The sequence below is a fragment of the Limosilactobacillus albertensis genome, from assembly GCF_014145555.1.
GTDB lineage: Bacteria > Bacillota > Bacilli > Lactobacillales > Lactobacillaceae > Limosilactobacillus > Limosilactobacillus albertensis.
On sequence record NZ_JACIVD010000066.1, the window covers coordinates 19,740 to 35,078 of the forward strand.

General features: G+C 39.9%; 14 protein-coding genes. All 14 read right to left on the bottom strand.

The features are described from left to right. Window positions 1-38 precede the first annotated feature (38 nt). The gene (gene trxA, locus H5S41_RS07705; protein ID WP_182602866.1) at window positions 39-353 is read right to left on the bottom strand and encodes a thioredoxin; all 315 of its coding nucleotides are present in this window, start codon (window positions 351-353) and stop codon (window positions 39-41) included. A gap of 90 nt (window positions 354-443) precedes the next feature. Then, window positions 444-2,819 carry an endonuclease MutS2 gene (locus H5S41_RS07710; protein WP_182602867.1) on the bottom strand — a complete coding sequence of 792 codons (2,376 nt, stop codon included), beginning with the start codon at window positions 2,817-2,819 and terminating at the stop codon, window positions 444-446. A gap of 1 nt (window position 2,820) precedes the next feature. Next, the gene (locus tag H5S41_RS07715) at window positions 2,821-3,357 is read right to left on the bottom strand and encodes a CvpA family protein (protein WP_182602868.1); all 537 of its coding nucleotides are present in this window, start codon (window positions 3,355-3,357) and stop codon (window positions 2,821-2,823) included. Between the two features lie 104 nt (window positions 3,358-3,461). Then, on the bottom strand, window positions 3,462-3,761 hold the full coding sequence (locus tag H5S41_RS07720; protein WP_182597398.1) for a DUF1292 domain-containing protein: 300 nt from the start codon (window positions 3,759-3,761) through the stop codon (window positions 3,462-3,464). Between the two features lie 9 nt (window positions 3,762-3,770). Then, on the bottom strand, window positions 3,771-4,214 hold the full coding sequence (gene ruvX / locus H5S41_RS07725) for a Holliday junction resolvase RuvX (RefSeq protein ID WP_153710228.1): 444 nt from the start codon (window positions 4,212-4,214) through the stop codon (window positions 3,771-3,773). Then, window positions 4,211-4,477, bottom strand: a complete 267-nt coding sequence (locus H5S41_RS07730) for an IreB family regulatory phosphoprotein (RefSeq protein WP_153710227.1) — start codon at window positions 4,475-4,477, stop codon at window positions 4,211-4,213. The genes ruvX and H5S41_RS07730 overlap by 4 nt, the downstream gene beginning before the upstream one ends. A 184-nt stretch (window positions 4,478-4,661) precedes the next feature. Next, window positions 4,662-7,316, bottom strand: a complete 2,655-nt coding sequence (gene alaS / locus H5S41_RS07735; RefSeq protein WP_153710226.1) for an alanine--tRNA ligase — start codon at window positions 7,314-7,316, stop codon at window positions 4,662-4,664. A 258-nt stretch (window positions 7,317-7,574) separates the two neighbouring features. After that, window positions 7,575-8,948: a DEAD/DEAH box helicase gene (locus H5S41_RS07740; RefSeq protein ID WP_182602869.1), complete on the bottom strand. Its 1,374-nt coding sequence runs from the start codon at window positions 8,946-8,948 to the stop codon at window positions 7,575-7,577. Between the two features lie 2 nt (window positions 8,949-8,950). Further along, window positions 8,951-9,922, bottom strand: a complete 972-nt coding sequence (locus tag H5S41_RS07745; protein WP_182602870.1) for a DHH family phosphoesterase — start codon at window positions 9,920-9,922, stop codon at window positions 8,951-8,953. 129 nt (window positions 9,923-10,051) lie between these two features. Continuing rightward, the gene (gene yajC / locus H5S41_RS07750; RefSeq protein ID WP_182602871.1) at window positions 10,052-10,519 is read right to left on the bottom strand and encodes a preprotein translocase subunit YajC; all 468 of its coding nucleotides are present in this window, start codon (window positions 10,517-10,519) and stop codon (window positions 10,052-10,054) included. A gap of 80 nt (window positions 10,520-10,599) precedes the next feature. After that, entirely contained in the window at window positions 10,600-11,679 is a 1,080-nt protein-coding gene (locus H5S41_RS07755; RefSeq protein ID WP_182602872.1) for a tRNA-ribosyltransferase family protein, read from the bottom strand. 8 nt (window positions 11,680-11,687) lie between these two features. Continuing rightward, window positions 11,688-12,707, bottom strand: a complete 1,020-nt coding sequence (gene ruvB / locus H5S41_RS07760) for a Holliday junction branch migration DNA helicase RuvB (protein WP_182602873.1) — start codon at window positions 12,705-12,707, stop codon at window positions 11,688-11,690. 14 nt (window positions 12,708-12,721) lie between these two features. After that, the gene (gene ruvA, locus H5S41_RS07765; protein WP_182602874.1) at window positions 12,722-13,321 is read right to left on the bottom strand and encodes a Holliday junction branch migration protein RuvA; all 600 of its coding nucleotides are present in this window, start codon (window positions 13,319-13,321) and stop codon (window positions 12,722-12,724) included. Between the two features lie 12 nt (window positions 13,322-13,333). After that, complete coding sequence (mutL, locus tag H5S41_RS07770) at window positions 13,334-15,334, bottom strand: DNA mismatch repair endonuclease MutL (RefSeq protein ID WP_182602875.1); 2,001 nt, start codon at window positions 15,332-15,334, stop codon at window positions 13,334-13,336. Between the last annotated feature and the right edge of the window lie 5 nt (window positions 15,335-15,339).

Here is a 15,339-nt window from a genome sequence, read left to right on the forward strand (position 1 = left end):
AATTATATCCCTACTTTTTGTTTTCTCTTAATAAATTTTTAATCAACATATTGTTGTAAAATTTGTTTCAATTGATCTTCACTGTGGTAGCCAACTACTTGGTCAACTACTTGTCCATTCTTCTTAATCATTAATGTTGGGATACTCATAATCCGAAACTGTTGTGCTGTTTCTGGATTTTGGTCAACATCCATCTTAAAGAAATTGACATCAGTCATCTTATCTGATAATGCCTCCACAACTGGTGATTGCATTCGACAAGGTCCACACCAAATTGCCCAGAAATCGATTAAGTCGACCCCGGTTGCAGTATCTTGTTCAAAGGTTTGGTCTGTTGTTACATTTACAGCCATTTTCTATTCCTCCTTTGTCCTTCTTACTGTTATTCTAACAAACCACTTCTTAAATGTCATTTATGTTGCTTACTTTTTTATAGTAAGCAATTATAAATTAACAATTGTTGCGCCGTCACCGCCAGCATTAGGTGCAGCATACGAGAATGATTTAACGCGGGGATTGCTCTGGAGGTATTGCTGGGTACCTTTGCGAAGCGCACCAGTTCCCTTTCCATGAATAATCGTTACTGTCGAGAGGTTATTTAACAAAGCATGATCAATGAAATTACTCAGCTCACTCATTGCTTGTTCATAGCGGTGCCCACGTAAATCAAGACGTGCCGATGTTTTCCTTGTCTGAGTCGTCCTAACAGCAGCTCTTGGGCGTTTCCTTGCGTCTTTTTCGCGTGGCAAATCTTTTTTAGCTACCTTTTCTAAGTTATTCTCATCGATTTCCATTTTTAGGATACCAATTTGAACCTCCCACTTATGGTTTCCACGTTTGGATAATAATTCACCATATTGACCATATGACTTTACCAACACCGCGTCACCTTTATGCAAGTCATGTTTTTGCTTGGCCCGTTGCAAAACCGAATTATGCTGCAAGCGTGGATTATCACGATGAAGAGCATTTAATTGACCTTGCGCATCAATTAATTCATTTTCTTTTACATTACCGCCTTGTTGGACTTCCAATTGACGTAAATGATGAATAATTCGGTCAGCTTTTTTCTTAGCCATCGAAACTTGATGGTTCGCTTTTGAACGCGCCTGCTCATACAGCTTATCACGTTGTTCGTTAAACCGCGTTAGCTTCTCATCAAGCTCTTGCTGAACCTGTTTATTTTTAGCGACTAACTTTGCTAGCCTTTCACTTTCTTCACGCGCCTTTTTTCTTTGTTCTACTAAATCACCAATCATGTTATTGAGATCTTGACTATCATCACTAACTAAAGTTCGGGCCTCGTCAATAATTTGGGAAGCAATCCCCAAACGTTGCGCAATTTCTAGCCCGTTTGAACGTCCCGGAATGCCCAGTAATAATTTATATGTTGGCTTAAGAGTTTCTTGATCAAACTCCATACTTGCATTAATCGTTTTTGCCCGATCATATCCATAGACTTTTAGTTCTGGATAGTGGGTTGTAATTACCACCATTGCGCCCTTACTACCAATATCATCGAGGATTGCCATGGCCAGTGCTGCCCCTTCTTTAGGATCAGTTCCTGCACCAAGCTCATCTAGCAGGACTAAACTACGGCTTGTAATCTGTTCAAGGATTGCCTTTACCCCGTCCATATGACCAGAGAAAGTACTCAGGTTTTGCTCTAGTGATTGTTCGTCACCAATGTCGGCAAATACATTATCAAAAATACCAATCGTACTGCCTTCATCTGCGGGAATGAATAGTCCTGATTGCCCCATCAATTGAATTATTCCTAGTGTCTTAAGCGTAATCGTTTTACCACCGGTGTTAGGACCAGTGATAATAATGGCCTGATAGTCTGCACCGATTTTAATGTCATTTGTAACCACTCGTTTAGGATCAATCAACGGATGACGTGCTTTTCGCAGCAACACATGATTCTCTTTACTCAACACTGGCAAAGTTGCCTTGTTGTCATGAGCCCAGCGTGCCTTGGCATTAATAAAATCAAGATGACCAAGGATTGTTTCATTTTGTCCGATATCATGACGATAAGGAGCAATCAGCTGTGATAGTTCAATCAATACTCTCCGCATCTCGTGCCGCTCTTCTATCTGTGCCTGACGTAACCGGTTATTAGTTTCAACAACGGCTGCCGGTTCAATGTATAAGGTTTGACCACTAGCACTTTGATCATGTACAACCCCGCCAAACTTATTTCGATACCGAGCTATTACCGGAATAACATAGCGGTCATTGCGCATTGTAATAATCGGATCGCTTAAATATTTTGCATTCTTCCCATGAGTATATTTTTCCATTTGCTCATGAATATCTGATTCCGTTTGGATAATTAACTGACGAATTCCGTGAAGTTTAGAGGATGCTTCATCATTTATCCGCCCATCAGGATCAATCGAACGGACTAGCCGCTGGGTAATTGACGGAATGGTAACCAGTTGATCAACCTCCGTATTCAAAACGCGAAGTTTAATTTTTTTCTCCCGCATTTGATCAAAAAAGTTTTTAACACTCATACTGGTTTGCAATACTTTAGTAATCTGAGCCAGTTCTGTCCCATTCAAATTTGCCTTAATTTTTAAGCGTTTCAACTGGGGCTTAATGTCAGCTAATTGCGGAATAGGGATTCCATCTTCCAGTCTTAAAATATCTGCACCGTCAGTGGTTTCCGTTAAAAGTTCTTTGACGGCTTCATAATTAGTTTGCGGAACAAGCTGCCTTAATTCGCGATGTCCGGCTGCAGAAACCAGATATTGCGCAAGCTGCCCTTTTATTCGATCAAACTCTAATGTCTCTAAAATTTTGTTATTCATTTTATCCTCCCTGTACTAGCGTATTAATTACTAAATGCGCTATTCCTGGTGTTTGATTAATCATAAAACGTGCTAACTCTGAATTTGCCATTTGCATTTGCCACCAGCCAGCTGGAAATAACTGCATAATAAGCAGGACAACATAGATAATCATATAACCAATTAAAAATGAGATTACCCCACCAGCTAGCTTATCTACTGTTCCAATTACCGGGATCTTTTTTATCCAGTTTAGCTGACGAATTCCCCAATGACAAAGAATTGAAACAACCGTAAAAATGATCATAAAAGCAATCCCATTATAAAAGAAGAGGCTGCTATTTACATTTGACAGTAAATTATCTGAAAAGGTTGCCGATGTTCCAATGTCTGGCAATATTGACTTTAACCACCCGCCAATTAACTGTGTACCTTGTCGTGCAACTAACCAAGCAATAATATAGGTTCCCAGCATTAAGATCATCGTAAACAGCCCACGACGATGACCATTAGTAAAACACCCAATTAAAATCAAAATAATAAAGGTTGTTAAAACCATTCTTTTAATCCTTCCATTCTCTTAGTAAAGAAAAAGGACTGTGACAAATCGTGTCTACAGTGCCCTTTGGTTAATAATTTAGTTATCTTATGTCGTAATTTTAATTAAGCCTTAAAATTACCGTCATTATCGAGGAAAGTATTTAATACTTCTTCAACCATGTCCCATTCTTTGTCATCCTCAATTGGGACAAGGTCTTGCCCATCTCCATCTTCATTATCAGCGACAATGTAAGCTTGGATATCAACGGATTCATCATTTTCTTGTTCAGCTGGATAAATAAAAATATAAGATTTACCATAATCATCTGAATCAAACGTGAACAATTCCTTAAACAATTGTTCATTACCATTCTCATCAATTAATGTAATCATATTTTCGTCATTTTCTTGTTGTTTACTCATATTAATCCCTCATTTTAACTTTGTCACAAGACGGCCATGGCGGTCCAAATAGCTTTGTAAAATGAAAGTTGCCGCAACTTCATCAATAACCTTTTTTTGCTTAGCACGTGAAATATCTGCTTCCTCAACTAACATTCGGTGAGCCTCAACCGTCGTTAAACGTTCATCTTGAAAGTCAATTGGAATATCTGGAAAACGTTGTTGTAATAACTTACCGTAGTGTTGCGAAGCTTCGACGCGAGGACCCTCAGTATTATTCATATTTTTAGGGAGTCCAATTACAAAGCCAGCCACTTGCTCTTTTTTTACCAATTCGGCAACGCGATCAATTCCAAAAACTTCATTTTCTTCGTCAATTGGAATAATCTCAACAGCCTGTGCCGTCCAGCCAAGCGGATCGCTAACTGAGATGCCGACTGTTTTAGAGCCAACGTCTAATCCCATTAGTCTCATTTGGTCTCACCATTATTCTTTAGGTATGACCGAACAAGCTCTTCAATAATTTCGTCGCGTTCATGTTGACGAATCAAGTTACGTGCATTATTTAAACGCGGAATGTATGCGGGATCACCAGATAAAAGATAACCGACAATTTGATTAATTGGATTATAGCCCTTTTCTTCTAATGATTCATAAACCGTCTTTAATGTTTGCTTAATATCTTCTTGATGTTCCTGACCAAAATCAAAGAACATCGTTTTATCATTTGTAGCCATCAATCGTCACCTCCAGATATTCTTTCAACCACTAATTTTACTATATTCTGCTTCAAATCACAATTTACATTTGTCAATTGTAAGTAAACAGTAATATATTAACAAAAAGGAAAGATAAGGCTGAGGAAAATGAACAAATTTTCCTCAGCCTTATCTCATTACCTACCTGCTATAAACCAGGTATTTATTTATCTAAATATTCCTTAGCTTGACTTAATGCGTCCTTAATTCCGGCTGGGTTCTTTCCCCCGGCTTGGGCTAAATTAGGACGACCGCCACCGCCACCATTGATAGCTGGTGCAATTGCCTTAATTAAGTCACCGGCTTTTAACCCATCCTTAATTTTGGCATCACTTACGGCTACCAACAGATTTGCTTTTCCATCATTAGCCGTTGCGAGTACCAAGACATCTGATAGCTCTTTTGACCGCCAAGTATCAGCAAGTTGTCGTAATTGTCCCATTCCTGCAACTTGAACCTCAGCAGCAATCAAGCTTCCGTTCTTAGTTGATTGGATATTTTCAAAAACATTATTTGCTTGTTGAGCAGCAATCTTAGCTTGAAGTGCTTCATTTTGCTTTTGTGCTTCTTTTAATTCATTTTGAAGCGTTTCTACCTGGTGAGGAACCTCTTTAATTTGAGCAACTTTCAAACTAGCAGCACTCTTAGTTAGGAGGTCATCACGATCTTGAAGATACTTAAAGGCATCACTAGATGTTACGGCTTCAATCCGTCGTACACCTGCACCGACCCCTCCTTCAGAAACGATCTTAAAGAGGCCAAGCTCATTCGTGTTCTTTACATGATCCCCGCCACAAAATTCTGTATTAAAGTCACCAATTTTTACAACGCGAACCTTGTCACCATATTTATCTGAGAATAAGGCGATTGCGCCCATTTCCTTAGCAGAGTCAATATCAGTTTCAACAGTCTTAACGGGAATTTCCTTCCAGATTTGTTCATTAACCATGTTTTCAACCTTTTTAAGGTCTTCTGCCGTTACCTGACCAAAGTGGTTGAAGTCAAACCGTAAGTAATGTTCTTCAACTAATGAACCAGCTTGTTGCGTGTGACCGCCAAGAACATTCCGCAAAGCTTGATCAAGAAGGTGGGTTGCCGTATGGTTCTTTTCAATTTTAAGGTGGCGAATACGGTCTACCACTAATTTGTAACGCGCACCCTTTTTAATTGGTGCAGTTAATTCTACACGGTGAAGGTTTTGTTGGTTTGGTGCATGTTGAACATCAACAACACGGCCAACTTTTTTACCGTAGTTATCAATAATGTCACCGGTATCAGCAACTTGACCACCCATTTCAGCGTAGAATGGTGTGACATCAAAAATTAATTCAATATTTTGATCACCAGGTTGAGCCTCGTCAGCTTGTTTGCCATCATGTGCCAATCCAATAACTTTTGCGTTATCAACAGTCAAATCAGTATAACCGACATACTTACTATCTTCCTTAAATGAAGTCCATAAGTCCGTTTGAACACCCATTCCGTTATCCATGTCTCGAGCGTTCCGTGCACGGTTCTGCTGTTCAGTCATTGCTGCCTGGAATCCTTTTTCATCAACTGTTAAGCCTTCATCTTCAGCATACTCTTTAGTCAATTCGATTGGAAAACCATAAGTATCATAAAGTTTAAATGCTGTTTGACCATCGATTACATTCGTCTTATTTTCTTTAGCTTCCGCAATCACATTATTCAACAGATTTAATCCGCCGTTCAATGTTGCACTAAAGCGGTCTTCTTCAGATTTAATGACTGAAGCAATGTAATCAGCATTTTTGAGGACATCAGGATAATAATCTTCCATGATTTTACCAACTGTTGGTACCATCTTTGCCAAGAAAGGCTCATCAATGCCAAGCTTCTTTCCTGCAACAACCGCCCGCCGAAGCAAACGACGGATAACATATCCGCGGCCAACATTTGATGGTAAAGCACCATCACCAATTGCAAAGGTAATCGTCCGAATATGGTCAGCAATAATCTTAAATTGGATATCATCTTCTTTATTTTGACCATATTTCTTACTACCGCTAAATTTCTCCGCCTGCTTAATCAATGGCATAAATAAGTCGGTTTCAAAGTTGGTTGGGGCATTTTCAAAGATAGAGACAACCCGTTCAAGTCCCATCCCCGTATCAATATTTTTATGCGGAAGCGGCTCATAGGTATCTTCTGGCGTGTGGTTGAACTGACTGAAAACAATATTCCAAATTTCAAGGTAGCGTTCATTTTCACCACCAGGGTAGTTTTCTGGATCATCATCAGCTAAATTATTAAATTCTTGTCCCCGGTCGTAAAAAATTTCAGTATCAGGACCAGATGGACCCTGACCAATATCCCAGAAATTATCTTCATCAGCAATTAAGTGATCTTCAGCAACGCCTACTTCCCGCCAACGGTTATATGCATCGTGATCTTTAGGGTAGTAGGTAATGTATAGACGTTCAGGATCAAAACCGAACCATTCATCGCTTGTTAGTAATTCCCAAGCCCATGGAATTACTTCATTTTTAAAGTAATCACCGACAGAAAAGTTTCCAAGCATTTCAAACATTGTATGATGACGTGCAGTCTTTCCGACATTCTCAATATCATTAGTCCGAATACTCTTTTGTGAACTTGTCATTCGTGGATTATCAGGAACAACTTTCCCGTCAAAGTACTTCTTCATCGTTGCCACACCAGAGTTAATCCAGAGTAATGTTGGATCATTTACCGGCACTAATGATGCGCTCGGCATAACCTTATGACCATGCTCTTCAAAGAATTTTAAGTACATCCGTCGTACTTGCGCGCTATTCAGTTTTTTCAGCTCTTTCATCAAATCGCCCTTTCTAAAACAAAAACCACCATTGCGAATCAGAGACGCCGAACTGACGCGGTACCACTCTGCTTGCAACGATGGAAGTCGTTTACCTCTTTACTTCTTGGTTTCCCAAGGTTAAATATTAAATTATCCGAATGGGGAGCACTACGACCAGAAAGTCAGCTGTCACACCTTCCCAGCTGTCTCTGAAACTTTCTATTAATCGTAGCATATCCCAAACGTGTCATATTATAACTAACAATCACTTTAAAATCAACGGGAATTTCGTTCACGGCGATGCTGCTTTTGCCGTGCTCGTTTAGCCTTACGGATTTTATGCCGTAATTCCAGCTTGTATTTTTGCTGTTCGTCCTCTTTGATTGCCTTTTTAATTCGCTTTTTATATCCTGGCTTTACTTTTTTCTTTGTCTTTTTAACATAACCTTTCATTGACGGATCAAGCTCATTTTGGCGGTGCTTATAATGTTTTCGTCGGTTACGGTCATGCGTTGTAACTATTTGTCCATTTTTCAATTCTTTTGGAACAAATTTAACGCCACGGTCTTCAAGTTTAGCAATAAGATCATCTTCAGCGGGTGCATATAAGGTAATAGCAGTCCCTTTCATCCCATTTCGACCCGTACGACCAACCCGATGGACAAAGTATTCAAGATCAGTTGGTAAGTCATCATTGATTACTAATGACACTCCATCAATATCAATCCCCCGTGCTGCTAAATCGGTTGCAACTACATATTGATATTCAAGATTATGGATCTGCCGCATGGTTCGTTTTCGACGACGGGCTTCCAAGCCGCCATGAATCATCGCTACCTTTAATCCTTGATTTTCTAAGTATTGCGTTAATTCGACTACCCGCTCCTTTGTGTTAGCAAAAACTAAAGCAAGGTACGGTTCCCCAAGAGTCAGCAAGCGATAAATTAATTGGTTACGATCCTGCCCTTTAGTGGACATTAACCAATTGTCAACGTCCGGATTAATCACTGCCTCAGTTGGAATTTCTTCAACGACAGGATTTTCCATATATTTCTTCAAAAATGGTCGGAGTTTTTGAGGGATCGTTGCTGAGAAAACCATCATTTGCAGATCATCTGGGAAGTGACTAGCAATTTGGTCAACTTCGTGTAAGAACCCCATATCTAAGGTCATGTCTGCTTCGTCTACAACAAACATTTTAGCAGTATGAATATCTAATGCTTGGCTCCTAATCAAGTCTAATACACGGCCAGGAGTTCCAATTACCAGCTGTGGTTGTTTTCGACTTAATTGTTCAATTTGGTGCTGTTTATCCGTTCCACCCACGTAATTGTGAATCGTCAGTGGATGAGGAGCATACTTATTAAGTTGCTTTGCCGCATTATAAATTTGATATGCCAATTCGCGGCTAGGAGTTGTAATCACCGCCTGAACTGCTTGTACTTCCGGATTAATCTTTGAAAAAAGCGGTAAAAGAAAGGCGTGTGTCTTCCCGCTACCAGTTGCTGACTGACCAACAACACTTCGTCCAGCCATAATTACTGGAATTACACTTTGCTGTACCGGTGTTGGCCGACGGAAGTTAATTTTTTGTATTGCTGTTAACAAGTATGGCTGTAACTTAAAATCAGCAAAATTTTTATCATTCATCCTTATTTCCCTTTCGTCTTTTGATTTGTATAACTTTGTGTTAATTGGTTCAGTTCATCAATTACCTGGTTAATTTCTGTCTCATCTTTTGCCTTTGCGCCACTAGCAAGAGGGTGACCGCCCCCATCATGATTCTTAGCCAGCCCATTGATTGTCGGACCCTTTGAACGAAGACGAATGCGGTAATGACCATCTTCTTGTTCTACAAAAATGGCCCACGCCGTAACATCATGAATTCGACCTGGTAAAGATACGATTGCAGATGTACCTGCTTCTGTTAAACCAAACCGTTCTAAAATTTCATTGGTTAAAATAACATAAGCTGCCCCATCATCTAAAATTTTTAAATTATCGTAAACATACGCTGATAACCGCGCCACTGGCAAAGTAATTTCATTTTCATGCTGGCTTATTTCCGCCGCATTTGCCCCCGCTGCCATTAATGAACCTGCAACCAACATCGTTCGTGGGGTTGTTGCAGGATAAAGGAAACGGCCTGTGTCACCAATAATCCCCGCATATAATGCATGTGCAGCTTTTTTAGGAAGAGTTAGCTCCTTTGCGAACCGCTGATAAAAACTATAAATCATTTCAGAACAGCTAGAAGCATCCGGTTCAACCCACATAATATCACCAAACGGTTCATCATTAGGGTGGTGGTCGATCTTGATTAACTCATCACCATTATCAAAACGCCGATCGTCTATCCGTGGGGCATTAGCTGTATCCGTGACAATCACTAATGCGTCGTCAAAAGTTTGGTTGTCAACCGTATCCATTTCACCAATCCAGTCAAATCCTGAAATATGCTTGCCGACAACATAGATCTGCTTATATGGGAATGAGGCACGCAAAATTTCTGCAAGTCCTACTTGTGAACCGATTGCATCTGGATCAGGGCGCTGATGACGGTGAATAATTATTTTATTATATTTTTTGATCTGTTCAAAAATCGCTGTTAATGGATCTGCCATTATGCTATTCTCCTTACCCGAATAAAATTTAACACTATTCTTTAGTATAGCAATAAAAGAGATTAACAACCAAATAAAAAAGATGAAAATCTTCGCTTATTTACGACTATTTTCATCCTTATTCTTAAATTATTTTTCTTCGCTCTTCTTTTGCTCGTCATTAGCACTGGCTGCAGAAGTAGTTTCATTAGCAGCACTATCAGCGGTTGCAGCATCAGCACTGTCTACTGCAGAGCTGGCGGAATCAGCTTCATTATTTTGTGGGGCTTCACTAGCCGGGGCATCGGCGCGCTTTACAACCCGTGCAATGGCAACCATATCAAAAGTAAGGTAAATTCCTTCACAATCTAAAGTAACTGTCCGATCAGCTTTATTAATTGAATCAATCTTACCATGCATCCGGCCAATCGTTACTACTTCATCACCTGGGTGCAACTCGTTCATCATCTCTTGGTGTTCTTTACGTTGCTTTTGTTGTGGGCGAATCATAAAGAAGTACATCAAAGCAACCATTAAGATGATTAAAATAATTCCTGAGTAACCACTTGCATTGTTAGATGAAGCAGCACCAAGAACAAAACTACTCAAACTATTCACAGTCTATCCATCCCTTCAAAAAGTTAACTAACATTAACTTTAACAAACTTTATCATAAAAAGCTATATTCTCTATTGATTCTACAATAATTCTTGAACAAATTTTTTTGTTTGATGATCTTTAATTGCTTCTCGCAAATCAGCCATTAACTTATTTAACGTAAAAAGATTATGTTGAAGTAATAACTGCTCACCATAAAAACTATGATCAGCAACCAATGAATGGAGTGACGCTCGCGAATAGCCAGCTTGACAGGTTGCACAAGAACATTGATTATCGATTGTCTGTGAATCAAAGCTAAAATGTTCACGGTCTAAATGAAGCGGTGTTAACCTGTCACTAACTAATGCTATACCGTTTGCCGCCTTTTTAGCTGCTAAGTCGCTGTCAATCAAATCTGCTCCTGATAAAATGGCTTCTAGCATTTGCCCTAAAGTCGTAGCTGTGTCTAAATAGCGTGGCCGCATTGGCAATAATAAGGGCATAACCTCATTTATTATTCGCTTAAATTCCGCATTATTTAAATTGCTAGGAATGCCACTAAGACGGTAACCCGCTAGCCCAGCTTGATCAACTGCTTGAACACTACTTTTCCGTAGTCTTCTTAATCCACCACCAGCAACAGTACCAAAAGTTTGCTCTTTTACTGCGGTATTTACTGCTAACCAGCTATTCGTTTGTTCTACGCCAACCTCAAGATCATCAACCGGGGCATAATAGTCAGTAGTTCGATCAAAACTCTGAAAAATATCTGCCCCCAAATCTTGTTGAACATGGAGGGCTGTTTCTGGTTGCCAAAATTTTAATTGACCTGTTGCCGGATCGTGAAAACGGACTCCATCTTTTTTCTTCCCTCGTGGCTTTGCAAGACCGTAAGCGTAGTCATTTTGTAAATCAATTATTAGTAACCCTTGCCAATGGAATAATTGATGAAGGTCACCCAACCTTTCAATTGTTGAATTATATTTTAGCCACCGCATCAACCCAGCAGTTTTTACCGCTCTAACTCCCGCGTGTTCCAATTGAGCAGGAGCTAATTTTATCAATTCATCCCCCGTGTAAACGAGGGCTGGCGTTTCGATTTGCTTTCCATTAACCTGTAAACGACCTGTACGGGCAGTCCCATCATTATCTTTAACCGTAAATTTTATACTGCTCATAATCTTCCTCAACTATTTTTCCCTGATGGATATATAATTCCTAAATGCTCATAAGCCGCAGGAGTAACCAATCGGCCCCGTGGCGTTCGGCTAATAAATCCAATCTGCAAAAGGTACGGCTCATACATTTCTTCAATCGTATTAGTTTCTTCACCAATATTAGCCGCAATCGTCTTCAACCCTACCGGTCCCCCATTATAAAAGTTGATCATCGTCAGTAGCATCTTTCGGTCAATTTCATCTAAGCCACGGTCATCAACTTGAAGAAGAGCTAAAGCCTGCTTAACAATTGCCGAATCAATGCTTTGTTTTCCAGCAACTTGAGCAAAATCCCGAACTCGTTTTAATAATCGATTAGCAATTCGTGGGGTACCCCTTGAACGCAATGATAGTTCATGAGCTCCTTCATCTTGAATACTCGTATGAAAAATTTTAGCAGATCGGAAAATAATTTTTGTTAATTCTTCTTGAGTGTAATAATTCATATGCTCAACAATACCAAAGCGGTCCCGCAATGGCGCCGAAAGCATCCCTGCCCGCGTTGTTGCGCCAATTAACGTAAACGGCGGTAGCGGAAAATGAACCGGATGTGCAGTTGGTCCTTCGCCAATCACAATATCAATGTAATAGTCTTCCATTGCAGAATAAAGCATTTCTTCCACTACTTTAGGTAAACGGTGGATTTCATCAACAAACAAAACATCGCCGGGCTTTAACTCATTTAGTAAGGCAACCAGATCACCAGGCTTTTCAATTGCCGGGCCACTGGTAGTTTTGATGTTAACCCTCATTTCATTTGCTATCACCATCGCAAGGGTTGTTTTACCTAAACCTGGCGGGCCGTAAAGTAAAACATGGTCAAGAGCTTCTTCACGCGTTTGTGCTGCTTTAATATACACATTAAGTTCATGTTTTATCTTTGGTTGTCCGATATATTCGCTTAGCTTCTGCGGACGAAGAGTTACTTCAACTCTACTCTCTTCTTCACCTGTTGAATGATCGGATAAAACATCATGATCATGCTCCACAATCGTTGCACCTCCTAATTAAGCAACCGTAATGCTTGTCGTAAATATTCATCAGTCGGCATTTTTTCTTCTTTAATTAAGCTCTTTTGTACTTTTTTGATGTCTCGTTCTTTATAGCCTAATGCCGCTAAAGCTTCCAAGGCGTCTTTTAGTTCTTGATTAATTTTAACGTCAACCGCTAACTGATTTGCGGCAAATAATGAACCGCTGCTTTCCTTACTCAGTTTATCACGTAAATCTAATACAATTTGGGAAGCAGTTTTTTTACCAATTCCCGGGAACTTAGTTAAGTAGCTAACATTATTATTAGCAATTGCATCAACTAGTCCCTGGTGGTCAGGATTTGCCAAAATTGCTAAGGCACTTTTCGGACCGATACCTGAAACGTTAATTAATTGCATAAATAAGTTCTTTTCATTTTGATCTCTAAAACCAAATAATGAAATATTGTCTTCACGAACTGCTTGATAGACATATACTTGAACCTTTTTCTCCTTATCTTCCTGGTAAAGGTAAGGATTAGCAACTAATAACTTATATCCTACCCCCTGCACGTCAATAACAATATATTGCGGGGCAACAATTGAAACAAAACCTGTTAAGTATTCGTACAAAGCAGTTCCTCCTTAAAATTCGTGATCATCAAAATCATCAGCATACGGGGTATGTGAATCCTGAATTCTCTTAAACATTTTTTCCAAATCCTGGTCATCAAAATGGACGGTAACTGGCCGGCCATGGGGACAATTAAATGGGTTCTCGCATTGTGGCAATCGTTTTAAAAGCGCCTTTGCTTCTCGTTCATCAAGATGGTGATTAGCTTTAATCGCTCGTTTACAGCTCATCATGATTGCTGTCTTCATTCGGAATTCCTTAACTGTTAGCTTACCATTCTTAATTAGCCAATCAATCATTTCCTTAGCTGTATCTTCTTCTTGCCCCTCCTTAAACCAAGTTGGGTGCGACCGCAAAATAAAACTATTTTGACCAAATGACTCTAAATTCAAGCCGACCGCTGCTAAAGTATCCAGGTGCTGGGTAATAGTTAAAGCGTCAACAGTAGAATAGTTTAGGACAAGCGGTACTAAGAAATTCTGTTGGCTTGGGCTCACTTCACCAATCTTTTGCCGATAATACTCATAATTAATTCGTTCTTGGGCCGCATGTTGATCAATAATATAAAGTCCGTCACCTGCCTGGGCTAACAAAAATGTCCCTTGCAACTGACCAATATATTGCAGTTCAGGAAAACGATTTTGGCTTTGATCAGTTTTATCATGAACGTCCAATTCAATGTTTTCAGGCTTCTTAGCACTCATTGGTGGTATTGGAGCTGTAAAAGGGGTAACAGTTCCTTCGTTTTGGTAACGTTCATCAAATTTTTGCATCGCTGGTGTCTTTAAATCATTAACATCATGGATAACTATTGGGGCTGGAATCTCACTATCATGAGCATCAGCTTTCGCAGGGTTATCTGCAACCGGTGAAATATCATTTGCTGCTACTTTTTCTTGTGTGGGAACTGTTGAAACAGGATTGGCATGGTAAGCCGGTGATGCTTCTTTCAAGCGTCGATCCAGGTCGGCTATCTCATCATCATTCGGCATAAATTGACCTGCATCCACATTCGGAATTAAATTCTCAACTGCAATCCGCTTGCGAATTACTTTGGAAATTAATTTCGTTAATTGTTGTTCTTTACTCAACCGAACTTCGCGTTTAGCCGGGTGAACATTAACGTCAACTAAAACAGGATCAAGGTCAATATTAATTACCGCCAATGGATAACGTCCAACCATTAACTTTGATTCATACCCTTGGATGATTGCCTTGGTTAATTCAAAATTGCGAACATAACGGTGGTTAATTGTAATCGTAATATACTGTCGCGATGCCCGGGTTAATTCAGGTAAAGAAACGAAGCCGCTTATTTTAAAATCATTATCCGCGCCCTTTACTTCTAACATCTTTCGTCCAGCCTGAACACCATAAATAGCTGCAACAACCTGTTGAAGGTTATTATTGCCAGCAGAACGGAATAATTCACGGCCGTTATGGGTAAAGCTAAAAGCAACCGCTGGATTAGCCAGTGCTAGCCGGTTAATAATATCCGTAATCCGTGCTAATTCAGTTTGTGGCGACTTGAGGTATTTCAACCGTGCCGGAGTATTAAAAAACAGGTCGGTTACTTTAATATCAGTTCCCTGTCGTGCTCCTGCCGGCTTCATAGCTAATTCTTTCCCGCCACGTAGGTGAATCATTGCGCCCTCATCTTGTCCAGCTTGCGCAGTAGTTAGTATTACGTCAGCAACAGAAGCGATACTAGGTAAAGCTTCACCACGAAACCCCATTGTCTGGACCTTAAACAGGTCATGCCGTGAATTAATCTTACTGGTAGCATGTCGATGAAAAGCAAGTTTAACGTCTTCAGCAGCAATCCCATCACCATCATCAATTACCCGGACGCTATCTAATCCAGAATTTTCAACAATAATGTCAACACGGTGACTATGGGCATCAAGTGAATTTTCAACTAACTCTTTTACAATTGATGCCGGACGTTCTATTACTTCTCCGGCAGCTATTTGGTCAGCTAAAATATTATCCAGTTCATGAATTTTTCCCATTAAAT